The 26,580-nt window shown below is 70.0% G+C and carries 27 protein-coding genes and 2 pseudogenes; 21 read left to right on the top strand and 8 right to left on the bottom strand.

Annotation, left to right across the window (positions count from 1 at the left end; translation table 11 throughout):
- Positions 1–155 precede the first annotated feature (155 nt).
- Positions 156–557, top strand: a complete 402-nt coding sequence (locus tag GA0070617_RS29045; RefSeq protein WP_229688262.1) for a RidA family protein — start codon at positions 156–158, stop codon at positions 555–557.
- A gap of 62 nt (positions 558–619) precedes the next feature.
- Positions 620–1,879: an IS701 family transposase gene (locus GA0070617_RS29040; RefSeq protein WP_421480483.1), complete on the top strand. Its 1,260-nt coding sequence runs from the start codon at positions 620–622 to the stop codon at positions 1,877–1,879.
- Between the two features lie 130 nt (positions 1,880–2,009).
- On the opposite strand, the gene GA0070617_RS29035 is transcribed toward GA0070617_RS29040, so the two are convergent.
- The gene (locus GA0070617_RS29035) at positions 2,010–2,216 is read right to left on the bottom strand and encodes a hypothetical protein (protein ID WP_139135810.1); all 207 of its coding nucleotides are present in this window, start codon (positions 2,214–2,216) and stop codon (positions 2,010–2,012) included.
- A 532-nt stretch (positions 2,217–2,748) separates the two neighbouring features.
- Between GA0070617_RS29035 and GA0070617_RS29030 the strand changes: the two genes are divergently transcribed.
- The 9 genes from GA0070617_RS29030 to GA0070617_RS28990 all read left to right on the top strand — a co-directional run bounded on the left by GA0070617_RS29030 (position 2,749) and on the right by GA0070617_RS28990 (position 11,031).
- A complete protein-coding gene (locus GA0070617_RS29030; protein ID WP_139135809.1) occupies positions 2,749–3,384 on the top strand; it encodes a YybH family protein in 636 nt (211 codons plus the stop codon).
- A 145-nt stretch (positions 3,385–3,529) separates the two neighbouring features.
- The gene (locus GA0070617_RS29025) at positions 3,530–4,732 is read left to right on the top strand and encodes a 3-deoxy-7-phosphoheptulonate synthase (protein ID WP_280519279.1); all 1,203 of its coding nucleotides are present in this window, start codon (positions 3,530–3,532) and stop codon (positions 4,730–4,732) included.
- Entirely contained in the window at positions 4,720–5,343 is a 624-nt protein-coding gene (locus tag GA0070617_RS29020) for an isochorismatase family protein (RefSeq protein ID WP_091445516.1), read from the top strand. The genes GA0070617_RS29025 and GA0070617_RS29020 overlap by 13 nt, the downstream gene beginning before the upstream one ends.
- Positions 5,340–7,247, top strand: a complete 1,908-nt coding sequence (locus tag GA0070617_RS29015) for an anthranilate synthase family protein (RefSeq protein ID WP_091445513.1) — start codon at positions 5,340–5,342, stop codon at positions 7,245–7,247. The genes GA0070617_RS29020 and GA0070617_RS29015 overlap by 4 nt, the downstream gene beginning before the upstream one ends.
- 4 nt (positions 7,248–7,251) lie before the next feature.
- Entirely contained in the window at positions 7,252–7,599 is a 348-nt protein-coding gene (locus GA0070617_RS29010; RefSeq protein ID WP_091445511.1) for a hypothetical protein, read from the top strand.
- Positions 7,596–8,213, top strand: coding sequence for a phenazine biosynthesis FMN-dependent oxidase PhzG (gene phzG / locus GA0070617_RS29005; RefSeq protein WP_217628895.1), 618 nt, complete (start codon positions 7,596–7,598; stop codon positions 8,211–8,213). Before GA0070617_RS29010 ends, phzG begins: the two co-directional genes overlap by 4 nt.
- 41 nt (positions 8,214–8,254) lie before the next feature.
- Positions 8,255–10,090, top strand: coding sequence for an asparagine synthase (glutamine-hydrolyzing) (asnB, locus tag GA0070617_RS29000; RefSeq protein WP_091445508.1), 1,836 nt, complete (start codon positions 8,255–8,257; stop codon positions 10,088–10,090).
- A 32-nt stretch (positions 10,091–10,122) separates the two neighbouring features.
- Positions 10,123–10,611 (top strand): PhzA/PhzB family protein, encoded by a 489-nt coding sequence (locus GA0070617_RS28995; RefSeq protein WP_091445506.1) that lies wholly within the window; start codon positions 10,123–10,125, stop codon positions 10,609–10,611.
- Positions 10,612–10,620: 9 nt separating this feature from the next.
- Positions 10,621–11,031 (top strand): VOC family protein, encoded by a 411-nt coding sequence (locus GA0070617_RS28990; RefSeq protein WP_091445503.1) that lies wholly within the window; start codon positions 10,621–10,623, stop codon positions 11,029–11,031.
- Positions 11,032–11,146: 115 nt separating this feature from the next.
- Here the strand turns inward: GA0070617_RS28990 and GA0070617_RS28985 are convergent, their stop codons facing one another.
- The 4 genes from GA0070617_RS28985 to GA0070617_RS28970 form a co-directional block, all read right to left on the bottom strand.
- Positions 11,147–11,998, bottom strand: coding sequence for a PhzF family phenazine biosynthesis protein (locus GA0070617_RS28985; RefSeq protein ID WP_091445501.1), 852 nt, complete (start codon positions 11,996–11,998; stop codon positions 11,147–11,149).
- Between the two features lie 29 nt (positions 11,999–12,027).
- Positions 12,028–13,692 carry an asparaginase domain-containing protein gene (locus GA0070617_RS28980; RefSeq protein WP_217628894.1) on the bottom strand — a complete coding sequence of 555 codons (1,665 nt, stop codon included), beginning with the start codon at positions 13,690–13,692 and terminating at the stop codon, positions 12,028–12,030.
- Positions 13,689–14,162 (bottom strand): DUF488 domain-containing protein, encoded by a 474-nt coding sequence (locus tag GA0070617_RS28975; RefSeq protein WP_229688261.1) that lies wholly within the window; start codon positions 14,160–14,162, stop codon positions 13,689–13,691. Before GA0070617_RS28975 ends, GA0070617_RS28980 begins: the two co-directional genes overlap by 4 nt.
- A 186-nt stretch (positions 14,163–14,348) precedes the next feature.
- On the bottom strand, positions 14,349–15,767 hold the full coding sequence (locus GA0070617_RS28970) for a replication-associated recombination protein A (RefSeq protein ID WP_483308349.1): 1,419 nt from the start codon (positions 15,765–15,767) through the stop codon (positions 14,349–14,351).
- Positions 15,768–16,105: 338 nt separating this feature from the next.
- On the opposite strand from GA0070617_RS28970, the gene GA0070617_RS28965 reads away from it, so the two are divergent.
- The 4 genes and pseudogenes from GA0070617_RS28965 (at position 16,106) to GA0070617_RS28950 (ending at position 19,041) form a co-directional block, all read left to right on the top strand.
- On the top strand, positions 16,106–17,080 hold the full coding sequence (locus tag GA0070617_RS28965) for a methyltransferase (RefSeq protein ID WP_217628893.1): 975 nt from the start codon (positions 16,106–16,108) through the stop codon (positions 17,078–17,080).
- Positions 17,081–17,166: 86 nt separating this feature from the next.
- On the top strand, positions 17,167–17,493 hold the full coding sequence (locus GA0070617_RS28960) for a TraR/DksA family transcriptional regulator (protein ID WP_091447728.1): 327 nt from the start codon (positions 17,167–17,169) through the stop codon (positions 17,491–17,493).
- Positions 17,494–17,951: 458 nt separating this feature from the next.
- Positions 17,952–18,338 (top strand): annotated as a pseudogene (locus GA0070617_RS30270) (MFS transporter); the annotation flags it as partial.
- 262 nt (positions 18,339–18,600) lie between these two features.
- Complete coding sequence (locus tag GA0070617_RS28950) at positions 18,601–19,041, top strand: aminoglycoside phosphotransferase family protein (RefSeq protein WP_244891692.1); 441 nt, start codon at positions 18,601–18,603, stop codon at positions 19,039–19,041.
- A gap of 93 nt (positions 19,042–19,134) precedes the next feature.
- Here the strand turns inward: GA0070617_RS28950 and GA0070617_RS30930 are convergent, their stop codons facing one another.
- Entirely contained in the window at positions 19,135–20,289 is a 1,155-nt protein-coding gene (locus GA0070617_RS30930) for a sensor histidine kinase (RefSeq protein ID WP_175440704.1), read from the bottom strand.
- A 157-nt stretch (positions 20,290–20,446) separates the two neighbouring features.
- On the opposite strand from GA0070617_RS30930, the gene GA0070617_RS30925 reads away from it, so the two are divergent.
- The 5 genes from GA0070617_RS30925 to GA0070617_RS28920 all read left to right on the top strand — a co-directional run bounded on the left by GA0070617_RS30925 (position 20,447) and on the right by GA0070617_RS28920 (position 25,014).
- Entirely contained in the window at positions 20,447–21,622 is a 1,176-nt protein-coding gene (locus GA0070617_RS30925; protein WP_091445492.1) for a sensor histidine kinase, read from the top strand.
- A gap of 128 nt (positions 21,623–21,750) precedes the next feature.
- Positions 21,751–22,398: a response regulator gene (locus GA0070617_RS28935; protein WP_268239658.1), complete on the top strand. Its 648-nt coding sequence runs from the start codon at positions 21,751–21,753 to the stop codon at positions 22,396–22,398.
- A 232-nt stretch (positions 22,399–22,630) separates the two neighbouring features.
- Positions 22,631–22,810: a hypothetical protein gene (locus tag GA0070617_RS28930; protein ID WP_091445490.1), complete on the top strand. Its 180-nt coding sequence runs from the start codon at positions 22,631–22,633 to the stop codon at positions 22,808–22,810.
- Positions 22,811–22,875: 65 nt separating this feature from the next.
- On the top strand, positions 22,876–23,775 hold the full coding sequence (locus GA0070617_RS28925) for a helix-turn-helix domain-containing protein (protein ID WP_091445487.1): 900 nt from the start codon (positions 22,876–22,878) through the stop codon (positions 23,773–23,775).
- 195 nt (positions 23,776–23,970) lie between these two features.
- Complete coding sequence (locus GA0070617_RS28920) at positions 23,971–25,014, top strand: SMP-30/gluconolactonase/LRE family protein (protein ID WP_091445485.1); 1,044 nt, start codon at positions 23,971–23,973, stop codon at positions 25,012–25,014.
- A gap of 29 nt (positions 25,015–25,043) precedes the next feature.
- Here the strand turns inward: GA0070617_RS28920 and GA0070617_RS28915 are convergent.
- Positions 25,044–25,553, bottom strand: a pseudogene (locus GA0070617_RS28915) (LuxR C-terminal-related transcriptional regulator); the annotation flags it as partial.
- A 15-nt stretch (positions 25,554–25,568) separates the two neighbouring features.
- On the opposite strand from GA0070617_RS28915, the gene GA0070617_RS28910 reads away from it, so the two are divergent.
- The gene (locus tag GA0070617_RS28910; protein WP_175440388.1) at positions 25,569–26,117 is read left to right on the top strand and encodes a hypothetical protein; all 549 of its coding nucleotides are present in this window, start codon (positions 25,569–25,571) and stop codon (positions 26,115–26,117) included.
- Positions 26,118–26,127: 10 nt separating this feature from the next.
- Here GA0070617_RS28910 and GA0070617_RS28905 read toward each other — a convergent pair whose 3' ends face one another.
- A complete protein-coding gene (locus GA0070617_RS28905) occupies positions 26,128–26,499 on the bottom strand; it encodes a winged helix-turn-helix transcriptional regulator (RefSeq protein WP_091447718.1) in 372 nt (123 codons plus the stop codon).
- Positions 26,500–26,580: the final 81 nt, after the last annotated feature.

Genomic DNA, 26,580 nt, shown 5'->3' with positions numbered 1-26,580 from the left:
GACAACTCTAGCCAGGGACAGCCCCGGAATACCTGACACAAGGTGTCGTGATTCCTTGTGACACTCGTCCGCAGAAGCGCGTCACGCCACCTGCTCAGGCAGCGTGACGCACGCGTCCTCAACCGAGCTCGCCCTCAATGAGTCAAGGAGTAACTGTGGCAGCAGAGCGTATCGCGGTCAACCCGGTGAACTGGTCGCTCGAGATGGGCTTCAACCAGGGTGAAGTCGTTTCTGGTCAGACCCGGACGCTGTACGTCTCGGGACAGACGTCGATGAGCCCGGAGGGTAAGCCCGAGCACGACGGCGACATGGCCGCGCAGCTCGCGCTGTGCGTCGACAACCTGGAGGCCGTGCTGAAGGAAGCGGGCATGACCCTGGCGAACCTCATCCGATTGAACGTCTACACCACCGACGTCGACCAGCTGTTCCCCCACTATGGCGTGCTCGCCGGGCGACTGGGGGCTGCGGGTGTCGCGCCGACCACGACGATGCTCGGGGTGACGCGCCTGGCGATCCCCGGCCAACTGGTCGAGCTCGAGGGCACCGCCGTCGCCTGAACCGACCTCGCCACGCTCGCTGCTCGCGCCGGTCCGTCCGGCGCGGGCAGCTGGCAGATTGGGTGACCCTGGTGGCCAACGGCCTGCCCCCCGGCTGGGCGTCGCAACTGCGACAATTGACGGACCGTGTCGGGCACGTGTTCGCCCGCCCCGAGCCCCGCGTCGTCTTCCACGATCTGGTCGAAGGGCTGCTGTCGGACCTGCCGAAGAAGAACTGCTGGTCCTTGTCCGAACGGGCCGGGCACAGCCACCCGGGCCGCATGCAGGCGCTGCTGTCGCGGGGCGCGTGGAGCGCCGACGCCCTGGAGTCCGAGGTCCGCTCGTACGTGATCGAGCACCTGGGCGACCCGGACGCCATGCTCGTCATCCGCGACGCCCAGGTGATCAAGCGGGGCGACAAGTCCGTCGGGGTGGGACCGCAGCACTGCACGCTCACCAACCGCGTCGAGAACTGCCAGGTCGCGGTCATGCTGGCGTACGCCGCGCCGGCCGGGACGGCGTACGTCGGGCATCGGCTGCACCTACCGCGCACCTGGATCGCCGACTCGGTGCGCCGCAGGAAGGCGGGCATTCCCGCCGACGTCGCGTACGCCTCCCGGCCGGAGCAGGCCGTCGAGCTGCTGGCCGAGGCAGTCGATGCGGCGGTGCCGTTCAGCTGGGTCAGCCTCGACGACGGATACGCCCAGCATCCGCAGGTCCGCGACTGGTGCGTGCAGCGTGCCCTGCCGTACATCGCGGCCGTGCCGGCGACGCTGCCCCTGATCAGGGTCGGTGCAACCAGGTCGGCCACCACGACCGGCCCCGAACAGATCCTCGGTCAGATCGCCGACAGTTACTGGCACCGCCGGACCGAACGGACGACCGGACGTACGCACGACTGGGCGCTCGTCGGACTCGGCGGCAGCCTGCTGGTCGGTGGCGAGGTCCCCACCCGTGGGTTCGCCCAGTCGCTCATGATGCGGCGGTCGGTCGACAACCCGCACGATGTCGCCTACTTCGTGGCCCACGCGCGCCGCCGTACACCCGCGTCCGTCCTGATCAGCGCGGCGGAGCGGCGACACCGCGCGGGGCAGCCGGAGCAACCCGGCGACGAACTGATCGGTCTCGACCAGTACCAGGTGCGCACCTGGACCGCCTGGCACCACACGATCACCACGTGCATGCTCGCCCACGCGTTCCGCACGGTGCAACTGGCAACCGCGCCCGATGCCTGCCCCGCCCCCCGCAAGCCCCGGCAGGTCGCGGCCTGCCGCCCCGGCGTGGGCACCGGCGTAGCGAGCCACCCGCTGCGCAGTGGCTCGGGGCACCAGCGGACTTCGTAAGGGCGTGGTCGACCGGGCACCGGTCGGACCTCGGGCAGTGGCAGGGGCGGGGAGCTCGGCCGTGACAACACACCGGCGGCGCCGTCCGAATCGGACCATCGCTCTCATTTGAACTCCAGCCAGGCTGTCGTCATCCGGTATTCATGCCGGTGGTGGTGGCCGCACGGGTGATCTCACGGACCCCCCGCACCCGGGTCGAGGGCGTACCGACCGCGGCGGCGGTGTCGAAGGCCCGGGCCAGGCTCCCGGCGGCGGTGACGGAGCAGGTGTTCACCGACGCCGCCCGGTCCACACCGACGTTCGGCCCCGAGTCGTACGCGTTCGGCCTGCTGGTCACCGCGATCGACGGCACCGCGATCGACCTGGCCGATACCCGCAACCGACACACCCGCACCCGCACGAAACACCAACGACGAACACAACGCATCCCGCGGCGTCACCTACGAAATAGCCATCACCCAGATCGAACTACCGAAAGCCAGCAAAACGGCCAAAGTTTAGGTAAGTGCGCCGACGGGATTCGCAAACCGCCGTGCGACCACCATGAGACCAAGATCCGCAACTGTAGTCCACAACTTCGGCCAGCGCGTTTTGGGGGCATCCTTCCGGAAGGAGAGAATCGGAGATTCGCGTTTTGGCTGGTAGTAAGCACGAGTCGGTGGCACAACGCCCCACCAAGCGATTCATGATGTTGAAATACTGTCGCCGCCCGAGCTTAATGTGTCTTGACAGGGTCAGAGGCGGGCTGTTGTATCAATGCCATCGGACCGCCGAACAACAAACCGGGGATCATGAAGCGTGCCCGTAAATGACGGGCCAGATGAGCGACTCAAACCCTAGTAACCACTTCCAATTAGGGGGAGACAGTCATGCATGAAATCAAGCGCACGCTACCCATTGTCGCCTGCGGTATCCTGCTGGCCGCCGGCACCCTCTTCGGGGCCAGTTCCGCCTATGGCCAGACCGATACGAAAAGCCCCCAAACGGCACACACCAACCATTCCGCCGGACACGCAGCGCACGCCCGAGTGCCCGGATTCGTCGCGCCGACCACCACCGCCGCACCGGCCCCCGCCGCCAACGCCGCCGCCCTCCAGGCCGGCGCCCAGACCCCCGCCGAGCTGATCAACCTCCTCGGTCAGCGGATCGTGGCAAAGGACGTCGACGGGATCATCGCGCTCCAGGAGCGCGAGGCGGCCATCATCGACTGGGACGGATCGGTCATTCGCGGCCATGCCGCGATTCGCGCGTTCTACGTCGAGTGGTTCGAATCAGACCCGATCCTCCAGGTCAACCCGCTCCAGATCGTGGAGGCCGGCGGAACGCGCGTCGGAAACAAGGTGATTGGTCGCTCGGCGTCCGTGATGGGCACCTACACGCTGGAACAGGACGGGCCCGACGGCACCCGGGTGAGCTTCTCGGGGAACTTCTGCGACATCGTCCGCCAGCAGGTGAACGGCACCTGGCTCTACATTCAGGACAATCCCTACCCGCCACACAGCTGATCGGCCCATCCACTGACCGCGTCTCTCTCACGCACTCCACAGCACGTCGGTAAGTGAGCCCGCAGCCGATTCACCAGCCGAATCGACTGCGGGCCACACCTGAAGTAACCAGCGAATGCCGAAATGTCCGAGGTTGGGAGAGAGTGTGAACGCCATCTCACTCGATGTTCCACCGGCCAAGGTCGCCCAGCAGCAACCTGAATGGGAAGACCCGGAGCAGGTCACGCAAATCCGCGACGTCTTGGCGAGCCTCCCCCCGCTCATCGAGGCGGAGTCACTTCCCACGTTCCAGAGTTCACTCGCCGACGTCGCCGCCGGGCACGCACAGGTACTGCAGGCCGGTGACTGCGCGGAGGACCCTGCGGAATGCACCGCGGAACACGTCAGGCGCAAGGTGGCCCTGCTCGACGCCCTCGCCAACACCATGAGCACCGCCACCGGTCGACCCGTCGTCCGGGTGGGCCGCATCGCCGGCCAGTACGCCAAGCCACGGTCGAGGCCCACCGAACAGGTCGACGGCGTCGACCTGCCCGTTTACCGCGGCCACTTGGTAAACGATCCTGCGGCGACCCGGCTGGCACGCCGGCCCGACCCGCAGCGGCTGCTCGTGGGATACCGGTCGGCGAGACGGACCATCAGCGAACTCCGGACCGGCCGTGCCGCCGATGCGCCCGTCTGGACCAGCCACGAGGCGCTGCTGCTCGACTACGAGGTTCCGATGCTGCGCCGTGACCGCGCCGGCCGACTCGTACTCACCTCCACCCACTGGCCGTGGATCGGTGAGCGGACCCGGCAGCTCGACGGTGCCCACGTCGCCCTGCTCGCCCAGGTGGTTAACCCGGTCGCGTGCAAGGTCGGGCCGACGATGACGGTCGCCGACCTGCTCGCCCTGTGCGCACGGCTCGATCCACTGCGGGAACCGGGCCGTCTCACCCTGATCGCCCGGCTGGGCGCCGACGTGGCCGCTGACCGGCTGCCGCCGCTCGTGAGGGCCGTACGCGCTGCCGGGCACCCGGTGGTCTGGCTGGTCGATCCCCTGCACGGCAACACCGTGACCACATCCACCGGACGCAAGACGCGCGTCCTGTCGACCATCATCCGGGAAGTCACCGCGTTCCAGGTCGCGGTGCACGCCGGAGGTGGCGTCGCGGGCGGCATGCACCTCGAGACGACCCCCGACGACGTGACCGAGTGCATCGACGACGGGCACAGCGGCGAGCCGGCCGGCCGGCGGTACACCTCGCTCTGCGACCCGCGGCTCAATTTCCGCCAGGCGCAGACCGTGGTCTCCGCCTGGCAGGCGATACCCCTGACGAACCGGGCTGAGGAGAAATCGTGCCGGGCCTGACACCGATCGCCGCCTACCCGCTTCCGACCACGGGTGACCTGCCCGCCAGCATCGCGCAGTGGACTCCCGACGCCAGCCGGGCAGCGCTGCTCGTCCACGACATGCAGCGTTACTTCCTCGGCCCGTTCGCCCCGTCGGTACGCGAGCCGCTGGTCCGCAACTGCGTCCAGTTACGCCAGCGATGCGGCGAACTCCGCGTGCCGACCTACTACACGGCCCAGCCCGGAGGCATGACCGAGCAGGAGCGCGGCCTGCTCAAGGACATCTGGGGTCCCGGGATGAGCGGGCAACCCGGCGACCGAGAGATCGTCACCGAACTCGCGCCCGGACCGGCGGACCACATTCTCACCAAGTGGCGCTACAGCGCGTTCCACCGTTCGGACCTGCTGGCCAGACTACGCCGGCAGGGTCGCGACCAGCTCATCGTCTGCGGGGTCTACGGGCACGTCGGGGTGCTGGCCACCGCCCTCGACGCGTTCACCAACGACATCCAGCCCTTCCTCGTCGCCGACGCCATCGGTGACTTCTCCGCCGACCACCACCAGTTGACGCTCGACTACGCGGCCGCGCGCTGCGCGGTGGTCACCACCACGGAGGAGGTCTTCCCGTGAACGCGCCCCGTCTGCTCCGACAGCTCGTCGATCCCGGCCGGGAGGCATTCGCCCTGCTGCACCGCCCCGAGTCGGTGGACGGCGACCGAGTGGAGATCCTGTCCGGCCGGATCGGCGCCGTCGCCCGGCTCGCCGACGTCCCACTCCCCGACGCCCCGCTCCACGGGGCCGGACCAGGCGACGAGGCGCTACACGAGACGCTGGTGCTGGTGCCCCACCAGCAAATCACCGAGCGGGGATTCACCGCCGTCGCGGACGGGTCACCGCTGATCACCCTGTCGGTGACCGAACAGGGCTCGATGACCAGGGCCGAAGCGTTCGAACACCTCCCGGACGAGCCGATCAGCCTCACCAACGGCGGCTTCGACACGGAGGACGACACCTACGCCGACACGGTACGTGCGGTACTCGCCAACGAGATCAGCACCGGTGCCGGCTCGAACTTCGTTATCAAGCGGTCGTACGTCACCACCGTCACCGGGTACTCCCCGCGCACGGCGCTGAGCCTGTTCCGCCGGCTGCTCGCCCGGGAGACCGGCGCCTACTGGACCTTCCTCGTGCACACCGGCACCCGGACCTTCGTCGGCGCCACCCCGGAACGGCACATCAGCCTGCGTGGCGGCGTGGCGGCGATGACCCCGATCAGCGGCACCTACCGCTACCCGAGGACTGGGCCGGTGCTGGCGGAGGTCCTCGACTTCCTCACCGACGGCAAGGAGACCGACGAGCTGTACATGGTCCTCGACGAGGAGCTCAAGATGATGGCCCGGGTGTGCGACGGTGGGGGCCGGGTGGTCGGCCCGTTCCTGCGGCAGATGGCCTGGCTCGCGCACACCGAGTACAACATCGAGGGCCCCAGCAGTCTGGACCCCCGGGACATCCTCCGGGAAACCATGTTCGCCCCGACCGTGACGGGGAGCCCGCTGGAAAACGCCTTCCGAGTGATCGCCCGCTACGAACCGCACGGCCGCGGCTACTACGGCGGCATCGCGGCCCTGATCGGCCGGGACGCCGGTGGCGCACGGACAATGGACGCCGCCATCATGATCCGCACCGTCGACATCCGGCCCTCGGAGACCGACGACAGCGCCAGCATCGAGGTCGGCGTCGGTGCCACGCTCGTCCGGCACTCCGATCCCGACGCCGAGGTCGCCGAGACCCACACCAAGGCCGCCGGGGTCCTCTCCGCGTTGGGCGTCGGCGAACGCCTCGACCGGCACCCACTGATCCGGCAGGCGCTCGACCGCCGCAACACGGCGATCGCGAGCTTCTGGCTCAGCGACGCGCAGACCCGCAGGCGGCCGCAGCCCGCCCTGGCCGGCCGCCGAGCCCTGATCGTCGACGCCGAGGACGCCTTCAGCGCGATGCTGGCCCACCAGCTAGGGGCACTCGGCCTGGCGGTGCAGGTGACCCGGTTCGACACCCGCCCCGGGTTCGACGCCCACGACCTCGTCGTCCTCGGCCCCGGTCCGGGTGACCCGCGCGACACCGCCGACCCACGGATGAGCCGCCTCACCGAGGTGATCGACCAGCTCCTCGCCCGGCGTACCCCGTTCCTGGCGGTGTGCCTGAGCCACCAACTGCTGTGCCGGCACCTCGGCCTGCCGCTGCGGCGCCGGGACATCCCCAACCAGGGTGTCCAACGCGAGATCGACCTGTTCGGCACCCCGGCACGGGTTGGCTTCTACAACTCCTTCGTCGCGTACGGGCGGATGGAGCAGTTCCACAGTCCCAAGGCCGGCGAGGTGCGCGTCAGCCACGACCGCACCACCGGTGAGGTGCACGCCCTACGCGGAGCCCTCTTCAGCTCCGTGCAGTTCCACCCGGAGTCGGTGCTCACCCAGGACGGCGAACGCGTGCTGGGTGACCTGCTGGCATCGCTGACACACATCGAGGGGTCATGAACGCATGAAGGCCGCCATCTCCTGGTGGGACCTTGCCGGATCCACCCAGACCATCGACTCACTGCGCGACTACCTGCGGGAGGAGGGCGTGCATCCGTGGGAGCGGGTACACGGAATGCGTCTGAAGTTCTGGATCTCCGACCGGGAGACCAACCGCTGGGGCGCGGTCATGCTGTGGGACGCCACCGCCGACCTGTCCGCGCCCCTGCCGCCGAACCGGGCCACCGAGCTGATCGGATACCCGCCCACCGTACGGATGATGACCGAGGTGGAGGCCATCGTGGAAGGACTGCACGCCGGGCCGTCCGACGACCGTGGGCTGGCATTCGGACCCGTCCGGAATCCGTCGTGAGCACGTCCGCACAGCAGTTGGGTGGCAATGTCTTCGCCACTCCGCCCGACGAGCCGATGGGGCTGCTGCGGAGCTGGCTGGACGCCGCGCGAGCGGACGCCGTCCGCGAGCCCGGTGCGCTGGCGCTGGCGACCGCCGACGCCGACGGTCGCCCGTCGACCCGGATGGTGCAGGTCCTCGCCGTGCGCGACACCGGACTGTTGTTCGCCAGTCACTCCGGCAGCCGCAAGGGCCGGGAGTTGGCGGCCAACCGCTGGGCGTCGGGTGTCCTCTACTGGAGGGAGGTGGCCCGCCAGGTGGTCGTCAGCGGGCCGACCGGCCCGCTGGGCGCCGACGAGGCCGACGCCCTGTGGATGGCCCGGCCGGTCGCCACCCACCCGATGTCGGTGGCGTCGCAGCAGAGCGCGCCCCTCTCCGACGAGAACGCGTTGCGCGAGCAGGCGCGGCAGCTCGGCGACGGGGGTGTGCCGTTGCCCCGTCCGGATGCCTGGCTGGCCTACCTGCTTGAGCCGGAGTCGGTCGAGTTCTGGGAGTCCAGCCCGGACCGGTTGCACCGTCGGCTGCGCTTCGACCGCGACGGCACCGGGTGGAGGTCCGGCCGCCTCCAACCCTGACCACACCCGGACAGTTCGCTCGAGAGGAACAGGTAGACGAGATGTGTGGAATTGCGGGCTGGGTCTCGTACGATCGGGATCTGGCGCGACACCAGGCCGACCTGGACGCGATGACGGCAACCATGGCCTGCCGGGGCCCGGACGCCGCCGGTGTCCAGCTGGACCGGCACGCCGGGCTCGGCCACCGCAGGCTCGCCGTCATCGACATCGACGGCGGCACCCAGCCGATGGCGGTGCAGACGGACGACGGCACCGTGACAATCACCTACAGCGGCGAGGTGTACAACTTCGGGGAGCTGCGCGGCGAACTGCGACGCCGCGGTCACCGCTTCCGGACCCGCAGCGACACCGAGGTGGTGCTGCACGGCTACCTGGAATGGGGCGAGGCGGTCGCCGAACGGCTCAACGGCATGTATGCCTTCGCCGTGTGGGACTCCCGGGTCGAGAAGCTGGTGCTGATCCGGGACCGGCTCGGCGTCAAGCCGCTCTACTACTATCGCACCGACGACGGGGTACTCTTCGGTTCCGAACCCAAGGCGATCCTCGCCAACCCGCTGGCCGAACGTGTCGTCGACCTGGCGGGGATCCGGGAGCTGGTCAGCTTCACCCAGACGCCCGGCAGCGCCGTCTGGTGCGGGATGAACGAGGTGCTGCCCGGCGGGATCGTCACCGTCGACCGCGCAGGCCTGCGCGAGCACCGCTACTGGACGCTGCCGAGCCGCCCGCACACCGACGACCTGCAGACCACCATCGCCAACGTCCGCTCGTTACTCGGGGACGTGGTGGAACGCCAACTGGTCTCCGACGTGCCGCGCTGCACCCTGCTGTCCGGTGGGCTCGACTCCAGCGCGATTACCGCCATCGCCGCCGCCAAGCTCGGCGAACGCGGTGAGAAGGTACGCAGCTTCGCGGTGGACTTCACCGGACGCGAGGACGACTTCGTCGCCGACGATCTGCGCGCCACCACCGACGCCCCGTACGCGCGCGAGGTGAGCGCGCACGTCGGCTCGCTGCACGAGTCGGTGGTCCTCAACCACCAGGACATCGCCGACCCCGCGGTACGGCGGGCGGTGATCACCGCCCGGGACAGTCCGCTCAGCCTCGGTGACATGGACACCTCGTTGTACCTGCTGTTCCAGGCGATCCGTCAGCACTCCACGGTAGCCCTGTCCGGCGAGTCCGCCGACGAGGTCTTCGGCGGCTACCGGTGGTTCTTTCAGCCGGAGGCACAGGCCGCGGCGACCTTCCCCTGGATGGCGGTGTTCGTCAGCGGCGCGAAGGCCCAGGTGTCGGATCGGTTCAACGCCGACATCACGGCCGCTCTCGACCTGCCCAGCTACATCCGGGACCGGTACGCCGAGGCGCTCACCGAGATCGAGCGGGTCGACGGCGAGAGCGACCACGAGTTCCGGATGCGCGAGATGTGCTACCTGCACCTGACCCGCTTCGTCCGGATGTTGCTCGAACGCAAGGACCGGATCAGCATGGCCGTCGGTCTGGAGGTCCGGGTGCCGTTCTGCGACCACCGGCTGGTCGAGTACGTCTACAACACCCCGTGGTCGATGAAGACGTTCGACGGGCGGGAGAAGAGCCTGCTTCGGGCCGCGACCGCCGACCTGCTCCCCCGGTCGGTCCTCGACCGGGTGAAGGCCCCGTATCCAGCCACGCTCGACCCGATGTACACGAGCGCCCTGTTGCAGCAGTGCAGGGACCTGCTCGCCACCGACAGCCCCGTGTTCAACCTGGTCGACCGCACCTACCTGGAGGACATCACCCGCGAGTCTGGCGCCCTGCCGATCGAGATCCGCAACGGCATGGAGCGGGTGCTCGACCTGAGCACCTGGCTGGACATCTACCGCCCCGAGCTTCGGTTCTGACCTGACTGCTACCGGCTGAGAAGGGACTTCCGTTGACGACCGAGACCCAGCTTCCGGGATTCACCGACCAAGTGGACCTGCGTGCCCGCAACCGCGCGACCGTCACCGACTACATGAGTCGCATGGGCGAGAACCGGCTGACCCGCTACCTGCTGTTCACCGAGGACGGCAGCGCCGGCCTGTGGACCACCGACACCGGGCAGCCGGTCGCCTCACAGGGCCACGAACTGCTCCGGGCGCACGGCGAGTGGTCGCTGCGGATGTTCCCCGACTGGGAGTGGACGAACGTCGAGATCTTCGAGACGCAGGACCCGAACCGGTTCTGGGTCGAGTGCGACGGCGAGGGTCAGATCCTCTATCCGGCGTACCCGCCCGGGTACTACCGCAACCACTTCATCCACTCGTTCGAGTTGGACAATGGCAAGATCCGCCGCCAGCGGGAATTCATGAACCCGTTCCAGCAGCTCCGGGCGCTGGGCATCGAGGTGCCGACGATCGACCGCGGCGGAATCCCCACCTAGGAGCAGCAGATGACCGCTCGACTCAACCCGTACATCGCCTTCAATGGCAACGCCCGGGAGGCCCTGCGGTTCTACCGCGAGGTCCTCGGCGGCGAGTTGAAGATCGGCACGTTCACCGAGTACGGCGCGTCCGACGTGATGGCCGCCGACAAGATCATGCACGCGGTGCTCACCACCCCGGACGGGTTCACCCTGATGGCCTGGGACGTCCCCGAACGGGTGCCGTTCCACCCGGGCAACAACGTCGCCATCTATCTCGGCGGCGACGATCCCGCGTTGCGCGGGTACTTCGAGCGGCTGTCGGTCGGCGGCACGGTGACGATGCCGCTCAACAAGCAGGTGTGGGGCGACGAGGCCGGCTCGTTCATCGACCAGTTCGGGATCTTCTGGATGGTCAACATCACCCGGTCGAAGGGCTGAACAGCCGCACCTGGCCGATCCGGCACGGCAGCCACCGAGGTGGGCCCGCCCGCTGACAGCGGGCGGGCCCACCTCGGTCTGTCGGCTCACCGCGCGTCGGCGGGACCGCCGGGGCTCACGTGTAGAGCGTCGCCCGGGCCACCACGACCGCGGATCCGGCGACCTGGACCGTCTCGATCCGGTCCGGTGCACCGGTGGCCCGGGCCCGCATCGTCGACGGGCGACCGATCTCGACGCCCTGCCGGACCTCGATCCACTCACCGAACGGGATCATGCCGTGCCGCGCCAGATGCACCGCCAACGAACCGGCCGCCGAACCGGTGGCGGCGTCCTCGACGACGCCGTATGCGGGCGAGAACATGCGGAGCCGCCACTGCCCGCCGGAACCCGCGAAGCAGTTGGCGGCCATGTCGGGCAGCCGGGCGAGAACGCGCTGGTCGGGCTCCAGCGCGGACAACTCGGGTACGCCCGGCAGACCGACGAACACGTGCCTCGGCCCGTTGTCGTAGACCTCCACCGGCAGGACGGCGTCGGTGGCCGGGACACCCAGCCCGGCGAGCAGCTCCTCGGCCCGGTCGTAGCGCCCCCATGTGGGGACGGGCTGCCACGAACTCGCCGAGCCGCGCCCGTCCCGGGTGGACCGCTCGATGTCGAAGGTCACCGTCCCCATGGCGGTCTCCATCCGGATTTCCCCGACCGGCTTCAGCTCGCTGAGCACGATCGCCGTGCCCAGGGTCGGGTGCCCGGCGAACGGCAGCTCGTTGACCGGCGTGAAGATGCGGACCCGCACGTCACCGTCGCGGCGCGGAGGCAGCACGAAGACGGTCTCCGACAGGTGCATCTCGTTCGCGATCTGCTGCATCCGCTCGGCGGACAGGGCTGCCGCGTCCAGGAAGACCGCGACCGGGTTGCCCTCCAACGCCGTCTCCGTGAAAACGTCCGCCACCACGTACTCGTGAGTGCCCACAGGCTCTCTCCATCCGGAACTCAGCTGGGTCAATGGGTGTCGAACAGCGCCTGGTAGCGGGCGACCGCCTGCTCGGTCACCGCACGCTCGGCGTGGGTGGGCCGGAACGGGTCCGTGGCCGGTGGCAGCGCACCGTACTTGAGCAGGGCAGCCATCAGCAGCAACCGGGCCTTGGTCGCGGTCAGGTTGTTGCCGACGATGAACGTCGGATCCGTCCGGTACGCCATGCCGCCGGTGTCGCCACGGCCGGTACGCACCACCGGCATCCCCGCGAAGATGGCCACACCGAGCGCCAAGTTCTTCGCCGGGTCCGCCATCCCGAACGGCGACATGCCCTCGCAGACGAAACCGGCGAGCGGGGCAGCGGCGAGATTGGCCCGGATCCGGGCCAGGATCTCCACCTCGTCGCCCACCTGGGGATCGCCGCCCGGTTCCACCGCGTAGCGGCTGTACTTGGTGATCGTCACCCTGGGCATGGCCTCCGGGATCAGCCCGTCACCGTCCCTCGTCGCGACGCCGAGCAGGGTGACGCCCGACTCCAACGAGCCGGCGACGCCGGTCACCTCCTTCGGTAGCACGGTGAGGCGCAGCTGCGAGCGCGCGGTGTGCCGGCGCGTCGGCAGGTAGGTGAGCTGCGGGGGACCGTACCCGCCCAGGTCGGCGACGATTCCCCCGTGGCCGCCGGTGACTTCGTATCCGCCCGGCCGAGCGTCGACCTTGGTCACGTCGCGAGCGGTGTAGACGAGTTCGTCGACGATCACGCAGGCGCCGACCCGGTCGACACCCTGCGCGTCGAGGGCGACGCCGGAGGCGATGTACTTCACTCCGTCCACCACGTTACGGTCGCCGTCGGCGCTGAGCGAGTGATGCCGCCGCTGGGCGGCGTGGCCGACGAGGGGCACCGTCGTGTCGATCAACAGGCCGAGCCAGTAGAGGGTCTCGTCGACGGTCGGGCTGCCCTCGAGCCACTGCACGCCGTCGTGCTCACCCGCGGCGAGGATGGCCTGGACCTGGTTGGTCGCCCCGGCGAGGTCACCCAGGTGCGGCTCGCTCTGCAGGTGGTAGGGGTAGTAGACGAAGAAGTCACGGCCGGGCCGCTCCCCGTCCGGACCTGCGGTGTAGCCACCCGACGGGGCCGCGCGGAAGAAGTCGAAGTCGGCGATCGAACCGAACTCGACGGGCGTGCCGTGATCGCCCAGCCCGAACCGTTCGATCTCCTCGTAGAGGCGGCGCGCGTCCGGGTAGAACGTCTGCCGGGCCGCCTCCGACGGCGCGTACGGCGCGGTCGCGGCCTCCTCCCACGCTGAACCGTCACGCTGCCGCCCCATATAGGGCAGGGGGTACAGCCCGTCGTCGGGGTGCAGCTCCACGACGAACACCGGGGTGGCGTCGCCGGTCGGCTGCGTGGTGTGGAACGCGCCGTCGGTGTCGAGCCAGCCGTCCGGCGGCGCGTACAGGTGTGCCGCGTCGCGTTCGAGTGGATGCGCGCTGTACGCCTCGACGTATGCCGTGACCGGCGCCGCCAGCCGCTGCGGACGCAGTGCGTCGAACCGGCCCGGCCGGGGTGCGAGGCCGTGCCGGGTGCGGGCCTTGTTCGACGTGACCAGGTCGGGGGTATTCAGGATGGTCGCCGTCGGCCCGGCGAACACCGCGATCCGGGGCCGTGTCCCGCCCGTCGGGGTCAGGCCGGTCATGCCGGGGCCAGGTGCTCGACCGACACGTCGTGCTGCTCGGTGAGCCGCCGGGCGATCAGCGACCGGTGACAGGCCACCGCATCGCGCTCGACGCAGAACAGCGCCGCCCGTCCCTGCGTCGGTAACACCGCCAGCAGCGGCACCAGGTCGACGAGGTCGAGGACCTCGGCGGTGTAGCGGCGCACGTACTCGGCGGCCAACTCCCGTCTGGACCGCTTACCGACGCCCTGACGGTCGTCCTCGGCGTACTGCAGATGGCGGTGTTCGGTGGTCGGGGCCAACTCGCGGTGGTGCTCGTAGGCGATGCCGGCACCGGCCAGGGTCGCCTGCAGCCGGCGAGCATTCGCCCATGCGTAGTCGGGCCCGCGGACCCCGCGACGCTGGCGCACATCGAACAGCAGTCTGACGTCCGCGGCGCGCAGGCGTTGCAGGAATGATTCGACGTCAAAGTCGTAGACTCCGATTGTCACCAATCTATGCATTGGCATCCCGACCCCTCTTGTGGCGGCACCGCACAATCCGCATCCTGATCCTTGGTTGCCTCACCCGAGACTACCCTTCGAGGCGCTCGACACAGTGGTTCGAACATCATGCCGAAAATACCGATCCGACCACCCGCCCAACCCTTCTGCATCGACCGTCCTATGTGCTACGTCTCAGCCGCCGCGAATCGCGCGGCGGAGGTCTGCGAGTCGATCACGAAGGGTGCGCTCACCACCGTGCCGACTCGGATGATAGTAGTTCTTTCCCACCAAACCGTCCGGCGGATACTGCTGTTCCAGCACCCCGTCCGGCGCCTTGTGGGGATAGCGGTAACCGATCGCATTGCCGAGTTCCGCGGCACCCTTGTAGCGCCCGTAGCGCAGGTGGGCGGGAACGTCGCCCACGGCACCCCTGCGCACGTCCGACATCGCCGCGTCGATGCTCTCGATCACCGCGTTGGACTTCGGCGCCATCGCGAGGTGCAGAGTGGCCTGCGTCAGCGCGAGACGCGCCTCGGGCATCCCGATCAACTGCACCGCCTGTGCCACGGCGACCGCCGTGTGCAGGGCCGTGGGGTCGGCCAGACCGACGTCCTCGCTGGCGTGCACGACGAGCCGCCGCGCGACGAACCGCGGGTCCTCCCCGGCCACCAGCATCCGGGCCAGGTAGTGCAACGCGGCGTCGGGGTCGGAACCACGGATCGACTTGATGAAGGCGCTGATGACGTCGTAGTGCTGGTCGCCCTGCCGGTCGTAACGCACGGTTGTCTCCGCGACGGCCCGTTCCACGGCCGGCACGTCGATCTCGGTGCCTCCGGTCGCCAGCACCCCGTCGGCGGCGGCCTCCAACGCGGTCAGTGCGTTGCGGGCGTCGCCAGCGGCCAACCGCACCAGCGCGGCCTCGGCCTCGGCCGACAGCGTGACCGCGCCGCCGAGACCCCGCGGATCCGCTGCGGCGCGGCGCAGCAGGTCGCGGACGTCGGTGTCGTCCAACGACCGCAGTTGCAGCACCAGCAGGCGCGACAATAGCGGGGTCACCACCGAGAACGACGGGTTCTCGGTGGTGGCGGCGACCAGCAACACCAGCCGGTCCTCGACCGCACCGAGCAGCGCGTCCTGCTGCGTCTTGGAGAAGCGGTGCACCTCGTCGATGAACAGCACGGTCTGCCGATGCTGCCGGTCGAGCCGGCGGCGGGCCTCGACCATCACGTCGCGCACCTCCTTGACGCCGCTGGACAGCGCCGAGAGAGCGACGAACTGCCGGGTGCTGCCGGCGGTGGCCAGCAGCCGGGCGATCGTGGTCTTGCCGGTGCCGGGCGGGCCGTAGAGCAGTACCGAGGCCGCGCCGGCACCCTCGAGCAGCCGGCGTAACGGGGCACCGGGACGCAGCAGGTGAGCCTGACCGGCGATCTCGTCGATCGTGCGAGGTCGCATCCGGGTCGCCAGCGGGCCGGCGTCCGGTGCCGCCGCGCCCGGCCGTGGGCCGGTGGACGGGGCGGTGAAGGACGGGGCGGGCAATTCGAACAGTGTCTCGATGTTGTCATCCGTTCCGTCGTCACGGCCGTCCGTCGCGACGGTGCTCTGCTGGGACACGCTTGGTGGCCCTCCCCTTCGGTGAGCTGGGTATGTCGTGCGCACCCTAACCCGTCGCCCGCGAGCAACCAGCCAATACAACAACGGCGGTTCGCCAGAACGCACGCCGGGATCCACCGTTGTTGTACATCAAGTTTGTCGCACTTCGGTCATTGGCCGAAAGGGCCATGGAAGATGACTTTCTGCCCGCTGGGTAAGTTGGGAGGGCGTCCGTGACACCAAATCCTTTCCTCGGCAGTTCACTACGCGGTACGGTTGCCACCGTCGTCGCGAAGGGCAGTGCGGGCGGAGGACCAATGACGATCGACTTGCAGGCCACTCGGGACATTGTCGATGTCATGACCGGCGGGTGGAAGGCACAGGCTCTCTACACCGCAGTCAAACTCGGATTACCGGATCATGTCGCCGCCGGCCGGACCACCAGCGACGAACTGGCCGCGTCGAGCGGTGCCGGCGCAGTGGGGCTACGTCGTCTAATGCGACTCCTGGTGGCGATGCGCGTGTTCGACGGCAACGAGACGAGCGGCTACCGCAGCACCCCGATCAGCGAGGCACTGCGCTCCGGCTCACTGTCGATGCGCGACATGTGCCTGCTGCACGGCGAGGAGTATTACGCCGCGTGGGGACACGTGCACCGCGCGATCAGCACAGTCAGCTCCGGCTTCGAGGCCGCCTACGGCAGATCCTTCTACGACTACCTGAGCGGGGACCCGGACACCGCCCGCCGGTTCCAGGCCACCATGAATGCCGGCAACATGTTTTTCCACGAGGTGCCGGCCGCCTTCGACTTCACCGGCGGCAAGACCATCGTGGACGTCGGTGGTGGGGGTGGGCAGTTGCTCTCCACGCTCCTCGCGGCCACACCCGACGCCAAGGGCGTGCTGTTCGACCGCGAGCACATGATGCCCAGGGCCGGCGAACACCTCGCCGCCACCGTCGGGCTCCACCGGGTCACCCTCGTCGGCGGCGACATGTTCACCAGCGTGCCGACGGGCGGCGACGTCTACATCCTGTCCCGCGCGCTGGCCGGGTGGGACGACGACGCGGTCGTCCAGGCCTTCGACAACTGTCGCCGGGCGATGTCCGGCCCGACGGCACGGCTGCTGGTCCTCGACCGCTTCGTCGTTGACGAGGACCCGTCCGTGCTGCCGGCCCTGTGGGATCTTCACCTGCTGATGATCACCGGCGGCGCGCACCGGAGCCTCCACCACGTCACCGAGCTTCTCGGCCGTGCCGGGTTGGACGTCGAGCGGACCGGTGCGCTACCGATGGAGCACGTCGCTGTCGTCGCCGCACCCCGCCAGGCACCCTGACCGCGCGGGCCGCCGACGGTCGGGAGCGGCCCCGCCCGCCACCTGGATCAGCCGCTGGTGCGACCCTCCCGTACTAAACTGTGAAGATGGTCCGGGAGGAGCTGCTGCGGCTACGGGCGAGTGCGGAGTCCGAGGCGGAGACGCTGGCGCGGGATCTGAAGGCGCTCTTCACAGCATCGCGGGATTCGAACGCCGACGACGAACACGACCCCGAGGGTGCCACCGTCGGCTTCGAACGCGCTCAGCTGATCGCGTTACTCACCGCAACGCGGGCACGGATTGCCGAGGTCGACGACGCCCTGCTCAGGGTGGACGCGGCAACCTACGGGATCTGCGAGCGCTGCCAGCAGCCGATCGGCGAGGAGCGACTCGCCGTGCGGCCGTTCGCCCGCCACTGCATCTCCTGCGCGTAGGACGGTGAGACAGTCGGGTGCCGCAGTGCGTCGGATCAGCGGTCGTGCCGACGTGTGGTCCGCCGGCCGGGCCTTGCGGCGCGGTGCTCAATACGGCCGGTATGCAGGAGTGGGCGACCGTTAGGGTCGCCACACGACCAGGGCACGGAAGCGACCGGACGGGCACAGTGGCGGTGGCCTCACGACGATGCCCCTGACCACTCCGGATGTGCGGGTTCGATCCCCGCCGCCTCCACCACGGTGAGCCTTGGCCTGCCGTGCTGTCCGGGCAGGTGGGGTGGGTTGTACAGCTTCTGATTCGCGGGCGGTCCGGTAAGACGCCACTCGATCAGCTTCACCGGGCCCGCCCTCGCCTCAACGCTCGACAGGTGGCCATGAAACCCCGGTCGGTCAGCAACGAGATCTGACGCAGACATCCCTCAGTTCCGGTTAGCAGGTCACCCTGGAAGGTATCGGTCATGCTGGATGTAAGATCTTGCCGCGACGCGCTCGCGCTGCCGGGGTTGCGGCCCCTGCTGCTGGTCGCGATCCTCGCCCGGGTGCCGGTGGCGGCCACCGCGGTGGCGATGACGCTGCACGTACTCGATCTGGGTCACGGATACTTCGCCGCCGGACTGGTCGGAGCCGTGCTGACGGTCGGTTCGGCGTTCGGCGCGCCACTGCTCGGCCGGCTGGTCGACAGGCGTGGCCTACGGCCGATGTTGCTGCTGACCACGGCGGTCTCGGCGCTGTTCTGGGGTACGGCGCCGGTCCTGCCGTACCCGGTGCTGCTCGGTGCCGCGCTCGTGGGCGGGCTGCTCACACTCCCGGTCTTCTCCGTGATCCGGCAGTCGATCGCCGCCCTCGGCACCCCCCTGGTCGGGGCGGTGATCGACGCCTCCGCACCGGCCTGGGGCTTCGCCGCGACGGGCCTACTCGGCGCGCTGATCGCACTGGCGGTGATACTTGCCGAGGTGCGTCACCGACGGTGGTGCCGCCTGTCACCCGATGGTCCCCTGCGGGATCTTCCGGCACCGGCTGCCCGCCCTGGTACAACCGGCCACGGCCGGACCCTGGTCCGGTGGAAGCGAGCAGCGCATGACTGAACAGCAGGAGTTCCGTGGCGGAGTGAACGTCGTGCGCCGCCACGGCGACGTCGTCCACCGGCCGGCGTCACCGGCGGCGCCGGCGATTCACCGGCTCCTGCGGCACCTCCATGACCACGGGTTCCACGGCGCGCCGGAGCCACGTGGCTTCGACATCGAGGGCAACGAGATACTCACGTTCCTCGACGGCGAGGTGCCCGACGTGATCACGCCGGAGCTGCGTACCCCCGAGTTCTGCCGCGCGTACGGGCCGGACGTCGGCGTCGAGGTCGTCGACGTCGTCCCGGGCCGACTGCAGGCGCTCATCGACTTCATGCGCGATCAGGCCAGTCACGGCAACGCGGCGTTCCGGCAGCACATCGTGGCAGGGCACGCCGATCTGTACGAGGCGGACATCCGCTACGTACGGACGCACCGCGACATGCTGCGCGCGGCCTTCAAGGAGGATCGACCAGTGCGCTGACAGGTGTTCTCCACCGTTTCTCCCAGCGACGGTCGCGCCGTGAGCAACGGCCTGAGCTACCCGGTCTCGGCGTCCGTGACCGCCACCCGGAGCTCACTCGGCCCGCAGCGGCACGTCCGCGAGCACCTGCCAGCCCGCACCGGGCACCCGGCCCGCCTCGAACCGGCCGCCGAGCAGGTGCACCCGTTCCCGCATGCCGACCAGGCCGTAACCGCCGCCCCCGGACCTGCTCGGTCGGTCGGTGTGTCGCCCGTCGTCGCGTACCTGCACCCGGACGGTCCCGTCTGCGGACCGTACCGTCGCGGTGATCTCACGGGCGCCTACGGCGTAGCGCCGCGCGTTCGTCACCGACTCCTGGACCAGCCGCAGCACCGTGGTCGCGACCGCCGCCGGTACGGGCTCGGCGAGTTCCACCGCCAACCGGACCTCAGTGGCGCCTGCCGGGGTGACTGTCGCCGCGCGCAGGTCGGCGAGCAGGTCAGTGGTCGGCGACGCCGGTTCCCCGCCGACGTCCTGCAGCATGGCGACCATCCGCTGCATCGCCGACAGGGCACCCTCGCCAGCACGTTCGATCACCGGCAGCACCCGCGCCGGAGCGCCGGGATCAGGTACGGCCACCGCCTGCGCCGCCTGGGCCTGCACCACCATGCCGCCGATGTGGTGGGCCACCACGTCGTGCAGTTCCCGCGCCAGGGCCACCCGCTCACGCAACTGCGCCGCGACCGTCACAGCCCGCATCTCCCGCGCATGCCGGGCGTCGCGCGTACGCAGGTACCATCCGGCGAGAACGGCCACCACCGGCAGGATCCCGGACCAGCCCAGATCCTGCGGAGCAGCGGGGTGCTCCGGCCGTAGCACCCCGACCACCAGACAGCTGAGCAGGAGCAGCACCACCAGGCCGGCGGCGGTGGATCTGGACAACCGGCGGACCACCGCGACGATGACGGCCAGCACCGCGGCGACCTCGGCGGCCCCCAGTCCGCCCGCGGCGGAGGGGACCGTGACGCCGGCCAGCCGCAGCACCACCGACCCCGCCAGCAGCACCACCACGACACCGACGCCCGCGACGACCGGCCAGCGGGACGCCAGCAGCGCGAGGGCACACACCGCGAGGAAACCCGGCAGCTCCCACCGCCCGTCGTAATGTCCCACCTCGCTCGCCGCCGCACCGTCCAGCAGCAGCGCGATCGTGAGCAGCCCGGCCAGGGGCCAGTCCCAGGTGATCAGATCTCGCCAGTCGAGCTTCACACCACAATCACAACAGTCCTCGTACCGGTCCGGATTCGGGGGTGTCGTCGGTGACGGGTAGTGCCGCAGCGGTTTCCGCTGCGGTGCCGAGGAGCCGTACGGTTCCCGGTGTCCTCCGGTCGAGTGTGGAGGTACCGCGCGGGATGGTGAGAAGACGATGGTGCTGGCGCTGGTGCTGCGGCAGTTGCCGTGGGCCGTCGTACTGACGGCCCTGGCCCTGCTCGACGTGCAGATCACCGGGGAACTCGACACCACGGGCCGGGGGTGGCTGGTCCCCGGCATCGTCGTGATGGCGGCCATGGCGCTGCTGGCACAGGCGCGGCCGGTCGCCGGGGCGCTCGGTGCCGCGGCAACTCTCGTCCTCTCGACGGCGCTACTGCGGGCGGTCGGTGGCGAGGTGCCCGGGGGCCTGGCGATGACCGAGATCGGCGCGCAGGTGATCGTCACCGTGGCGGTCGTCCGGCGGGTTTCCGGGGCTGTCGCCACCGGCCTCGTCGGGTTGGTCCTGGCCGCCGGCGCGGCGGCCGAGCAGTTCCGGCCGCAGTACTGGTCGCTGTCCGCGGGGTCGGTGCCGGAGCCGTGGTGGAGTGTGTCGCTGTCGGACATGGCGGTGGTGGTGCTGCCAGTGGCGTACGGGTGGTATCTGCGGGGTCGTGACCGGCAACGGGACCGGGCGAGGCGGGCTGCCGTCATCGCGGTGCAGCAGCGGGAGCGGCTCGGCCTGGCGCGGGAACTCCGCGACGTGGTGACGTACCAGGTCAGGATGATGATGGAGCAGGCACAGACCGCCCAGGAGCGGTCCGCGTCGGACCCCGACGCGGCCGCCCGGGCGCTGCCGGTGATCGAACGCTCCGGTACCGAGGCGCTGTCCTCGATGCGGCACCTCGTCGCCGCGCTGCGTGCGGGCGAACCGGGCGAAGGCAGGATGCCGGCACCGCTGACCCGGACCACCGACCTGTCGGCCGACCTACGGGCGATGACGTCGGCCGGCAGTCCGCCGGTACGGGTGACGGTCGAGCTGGCTGAACCGGTGGCCGACGAGGTCGCGACATCGGTACTGCGCCTCGTCCAGGAGTCGGTGTCCAATGCCCGGCGGCATGCCGCCGGGGCACGGCAGATCGTGGCATCGGTACGGACCGAGCAGGGGTACGTCCGGGTCGAGGTCCGCGACGACGGGAGGGTGACCCGGATGATCGGCAGACGTCGCGGTGGCTTCGGACTCGTCGGCATGCGGGAGCGGGTGCGCCTGCTCGGCGGCCGGTTCACCGCCGGCCGCACGAGCGGCGGCTGGCAGGTGAGCGCCGACCTGCCGCTGTACCCGGCCGAACGGTAGTGCCACCCGTATCATCCGTGCTCGTTGAGCGGGGAACTCCGACGGCCTCCGGGGGTGTCCCGCCGAGTATCAGTCGAGGGCTGCCAGGTGTCCACCGGGAAGCGGTCACGAGAACGGGACGGTAGCCAGTGCGGGTCTTGATCGCCGATGACCAGGAGTTGATGCGGGTCGGGTTCCGGATGATCCTGGAGGCCCAGCCGGACATCACCGTGGTGGCCGACGTCGCCGACGGGCGAGCGGCCGTCGAGGCGGCGCGTCGGCTGCGCCCGGACGTGTGCCTCCTGGACATCCGGATGCCGGGCCTGGACGGACTCCAGGTCACCCGGCTGCTCGCGGGCCCCGACGTGGCCGATCCGATCGCCGTCGTCGTCATCACCATGTTCGACGACGACGAGTACGTGGACATCGCCCTGCAGTCCGGGGCGAGCGGGTTCCTGCTCAAGGACTGCGGACCGGCCCTGCTGGTGGAGGCGGTCCGCGCGGCCGTACGCGGCGACGTCCTGGTGGCGCCACAGGTCACCGTCCGGCTGCTGCGCCACTTCCGGCACCGGCCGCAGCAACGCACGACCGCACCGGTGGAGGCCCTGACGGACCGGGAGAGCGACGTCGTACGGGCGGTGGCCCGGGGACTGACCAACCAGGAGATCGCGGGTGAACTGTTCGTGGCGGTGTCCACCGTCAAGACCCACCTGGCTGCCGCGCAGTCGAAGCTCGGCGTACGCAACCGGGTCGAGGTCGCATCCTGGGCGTGGCGGGCCGGGCTGGTCGACGCCTGACCCGGTCGCCGCGGTGAGGTCGCCTCCACCTTTCGAATGAGGCGCGGCGCCTGATATCCGCTCAGCGCCGAGCCGACGCCGGCCCGCGGACGGAAGAGGCCGCAGCCTCCGTTCGGCAGTCTCTACGGCATGAGGAAAAAGAGCCAGCAGGTCCTGCCGTACGCCCCGTAACGGCGCTCGACCGGCCGGTCTCCTCGTCGATGCCAACCACCTGGACAGAGAGAAGCAGAACATGGGATTCACGACTTACCTGGCGCTGTTCGCAGTGGCCGCATCCGCAACCGTCTTCGTCGTGACCCGCAGGCGCCTGAGCCTCGCCGCCGCGTCGGGACTGTCGGCGCTCACCTTCCTGGGCATCGCCGCAGCCTCGATCCTCTGGGTGCAGGTGGCCATCAGCGGTATGGACGGCTGAGCAGACGCCTGCCTACCCCTGACAAGGTGTGGTTACCCGGTCCGGCCGGCCGAATACTGGGTGACGTGGACGCGAAACGACAGCTCGGCGAGTTCCTGCAGACCCGCCGGGCACAGCTGAGGCCGGCGGATGTGGGACTGACCACCTACCCCGGTCGGCGGCGGGTGGCCGGACTCCGGCGGGAGGAGTTGGCGCTGCTCGCCGGGGTCAGCTCCTCGTACTATTCCAGGCTGGAGCAGGGGCAGTCGTCGAACGCATCCGCGCAGGTCCTGGACGCCATCGCCGCCGCCCTGCGGCTGGACGAGGCGGAACGCCGGCACCTGCACGACCTGGCCACCGGCAGCCGCCGCCGGGCCAACGCCCGGCGAGCGACGCCGGAGCGGATCAGTCCGGCGGTACGTCAGCTCGTGGCGGCACTGGGTGAGGCGCCGGTGCTGGTGCTGGGGCGGCGTGGCGACGTGCTGGCCTGGAACCGGGCCGGGAACGCCCTCTTCGCCGGCCATGTGGACTTCCGGGGTCCGGACCTGCCAGAGGACCGGCCGAACATGGCCCGCATGGTCTTTCTCGATCCGCACACCCGCGAGCTGTACGTCGACTGGCCGGAGAAGGCGCGGGCCGTGGTCGGCGCCCTGCGGCTGGCGTCCGGGCAGCATCCCGGTGACGCGGCCCTGGCGGCGCTGGTCGGTGAACTGTCGGTCAAGAGCCCGGAGTTCAGCCGCATGTGGGCCGACCACCGGGTGAAGTCCGGCGGTGAGCCGGTGTACGTGATGCGGCATCCGCTGGTCGGCACGATGCGGGTCACCCAGCAGAACCTCCGGACCGACCAGGGTCAGCACGTCGTGGTCGCCACCACCGAGAACGGTTCACCGGCGCAGGCCGCCATGACCCTCCTGGTGCACAGCGTCGTCACCGGGCAGCCGGCGTCCCGCGCGGTGACGACCGCCGACACGCCGACCGGTCGGTAGCTTCGCCGACCATTCGTTCGTCGTACCTGATCGGGCGGGAATTGCGTGGCCATTTCGCGCGCCCAGCTCATCATCGGGTTTTCAAGCTCCGGAAAGGCGGAACGGGTGCCGCGTGCCCGAAAGAGGTTTCCGCCGCCTGGTCCGCTGCTCGGCCGACAGATCGCCGAGCGTCACCCAGTCAGGAAAGAAGGAAGAATGCGTACGAGAAAAATCAATGCCCCGATCGCGGTCACGGTCGCCGGTCTCGTCGCCGTGGCGGCGCTGAGCACCGGTACGACCCCGGCGGTGGCCGGGTCGCCGACCGGCCCGACCCCGGCCGTGGCCGCACGGGACCAGTCGGCCACGCCGGCTGCCGTGCTCCGTTCGCGGATCATGCTGCACCTCGACCTGGCCAGGGGGCAGATGCCGGAGAACATCGCGTTGTCGCCGGACGGCACCGCGTACGTCACGTTCGCCGGGGCCCGGCAGGTCGCCGCGATCGACCGGGGCGGGAAGATCCGTATCCTGGCGACCCTGGCCGCTCCTGCCGACGGCGGCGTCAACACGCCGGCGCTCGGGTTCGCCCTGACCACCGGCATCGTGCGGCACCGGGACGGCACGGTGGATTTCCTGTACGCCAGCGGTGACGCCGCCTCGACGGGGCTGTACCGGCTCAGGCCGGGCGGGACCCCGCGGCGCATCGCCGCGTTGCCGGCCGACGGCCTGCCCAACGGACTGGCCTTCGACGAACGCCGCAAGATCTTCTTCATCACCGACTCGGTGCTCGGCACCATCTCCACCGTGCGGCAGGCCGGCGGACCGGTGACGGTCTGGTCCTCGGCTCCCGAACTCGCCTCGACCGGCTTCCTGGGTGTCAACGGCATCAAGGTCCGCGATGGAGCGGTGTGGGCCTCCAACCTGGACCAGGGGACCCTCCTGCGGATTCCGGTACGCCACGGCAGGCCGGCGCCGGTCGAGGTCCGGGCCGGTGGCCTGACCGGCATCGACGACTTCGCCTTCACCGGCGACGGCACCGACCAGGTGATCGCCGCTCTGGTCGGCCAGAACACCGTGGTCCGCGTCGACGTGACCGGCCGATCGACGACGCTGTTGACCGCGGCCGACGGCCTGCAGAACCCGACGTCGGTCGCCGTACAGGGCAGAACCGTGTACGTGACCAGTGCGGCCTATCTGACCGCCACGGATCCCAACCTGATCGTCGCCCACGGCGTACCGTCGTTGTCCTTCGTGGCGAGCTGAGCCATGCGGGGCATCGTAGTGCTCGTGGGTCAGGTCGGGGAGCTGACGTCGTTGCGCCAGGCCCAGGCCGCGATCTCGACGCGGTTGCGGACGGCGAGTTTGCGCTGCACGTTGGCCAGGTGGGTCTTGACAGTCGACAGCGTCACGTAGAGCCGTCCGGCGATCTCGTCGTTGGTGTGCCCGTGTGCCACGAGTCGGACCACCGCGAGCTCACGTTCGGTGAGCGGCTCGGTGGGCGGCGCCTCCGTCGTCTCCACCGTCTCCGGCCCGCCGTCGCGGCGGGGAGCGAGGTGGGCCAGGAGACGTACGGTCACCGCCGGCGAGATCAGCGAGGTTCCGGCGGCGGCGGCGCGTACCGCCTCCACCAGCAGGTTGGGTGAGGTGTCCTTGAGCAGGAATCCGCAGGCGCCGTTGCGCAGCGCCCGGTAGACGTACTCGTCGAGGTCGAAGGTCGTGACGATGAGGACGTTCAGCGGGTTCCGGACGGCCGGACCGGCCAGCAGCCGGGTCGCTTCGAGGCCGTCGAGTTTCGGCATCCGCCCCTGCTCCTGTTCGTGCGTTCCCGGGAGGTGCCGGGAGGGGTGCTGTGGGCGGTGCCGGCCATGGTCCTCCTCGCCTGGTTCGGCGCCGCACAGGCCGAGCCACGGCACGCCGTCACGACCGCTGCCCTCGCCCTGGCCCTGGGGGTGGCCATCCTGGGCAACGGCCTCGGCGGGGCGGACCCCAGCCTGGAGGCGACCGCGGCGATCCGCTGGGCCCCCCGCCGCGCGCTGCACCTGGCCGCGATAGCCGTGCTCACCGCCACCGTGGTGACGGTCGTGACCACCGCCCCGGCCGGCGTCGTCCTGCGCGACGCGGCGGGCCTCACCGGGCTCGCCGCCCTGGCCGCGACCCTGTTCGGGCGGCGACTGGCCTGGACCCTGCCGGTCGTGACGGGTTGCGTCTCCGCCGGCATCCCGGCCATCCCGGAGCCGTTCGCGCTGTACCTGCTCACCTGGGCGGGCCAACCACCGGACAGCGTCGCGGCCCTGACGACCGCCGCGGTCTTCGCGGTCACCGGAGCTGCCGCCTACCTGACCCGCGGTCCCCGTCGGATCGGCTGAGTCACCGGAGTCAGGCCTGCTCGGACCGGCGGCGTGCGGCCAGGATCTCGTCAAGGTGTCGGCGGCTCCACCGACAGAACCCGTTGATCGTGTGCTGTAGCTCCTGGCCGGCGGGGGTGAGCCGGTATTCGGTACGGGGCGGCACGGTGGGATGGAGCGTCCGCTCGACCACCCCGTGCTGCTCCAGCTGCCGCAGGGTCGCGGTGAGCAGCCGGTGGCTGATGCCGGTGACCTGCCGGTGCAGTTCCCCGTAGCGGCGGGTGTCGGCACCGAGGGCCTCGATGACCGACAGCGCCCACTTGGTGCCGACCACGTCGAACACCTCGCGAGCCGCCTGGTGTGCCTGCGCCACCTCCGCCGCCGCTGTCGGCGCGCCGGGCATCGGCTCGTCCACTTGCCTCCCTCCGTGGCACGCACTACTTACCAAAAAGTGCGTACTTACCCCATTCGAGGCAGTCGTCGT

Origin of the sequence: Micromonospora yangpuensis (assembly GCF_900091615.1) — a bacterium.
GTDB lineage: Bacteria > Actinomycetota > Actinomycetes > Mycobacteriales > Micromonosporaceae > Micromonospora > Micromonospora yangpuensis.
This window is presented reverse-complemented; position numbering and strand designations above follow the sequence as displayed.

Excerpts from the sequence above, each read along its gene's own strand:
- GA0070617_RS29030 (WP_139135809.1), top strand. The coding sequence starts at position 2,749 with ATGCATGAAATCAAGCGCACGCTACCCATTGTCGCCTGCGGTATCCTG.
- GA0070617_RS29010 (WP_091445511.1), top strand. The coding sequence starts at position 7,252 with ATGAAGGCCGCCATCTCCTGGTGGGACCTTGCCGGATCCACCCAGACC.
- asnB (WP_091445508.1), top strand. The coding sequence starts at position 8,255 with ATGTGTGGAATTGCGGGCTGGGTCTCGTACGATCGGGATCTGGCGCGA.
- GA0070617_RS28990 (WP_091445503.1), top strand. The coding sequence starts at position 10,621 with ATGACCGCTCGACTCAACCCGTACATCGCCTTCAATGGCAACGCCCGG.
- GA0070617_RS28980 (WP_217628894.1), bottom strand. The coding sequence starts at position 13,692 with ATGACCGGCCTGACCCCGACGGGCGGGACACGGCCCCGGATCGCGGTG.
- GA0070617_RS28965 (WP_217628893.1), top strand. The coding sequence starts at position 16,106 with ATGACCGGCGGGTGGAAGGCACAGGCTCTCTACACCGCAGTCAAACTC.
- GA0070617_RS28960 (WP_091447728.1), top strand. The coding sequence starts at position 17,167 with ATGGTCCGGGAGGAGCTGCTGCGGCTACGGGCGAGTGCGGAGTCCGAG.
- GA0070617_RS30925 (WP_091445492.1), top strand. The coding sequence starts at position 20,447 with ATGGTGCTGGCGCTGGTGCTGCGGCAGTTGCCGTGGGCCGTCGTACTG.
- GA0070617_RS28930 (WP_091445490.1), top strand. The coding sequence starts at position 22,631 with ATGGGATTCACGACTTACCTGGCGCTGTTCGCAGTGGCCGCATCCGCA.
- GA0070617_RS28920 (WP_091445485.1), top strand. The coding sequence starts at position 23,971 with ATGCGTACGAGAAAAATCAATGCCCCGATCGCGGTCACGGTCGCCGGT.
- GA0070617_RS28905 (WP_091447718.1), bottom strand. The coding sequence starts at position 26,499 with ATGCCCGGCGCGCCGACAGCGGCGGCGGAGGTGGCGCAGGCACACCAG.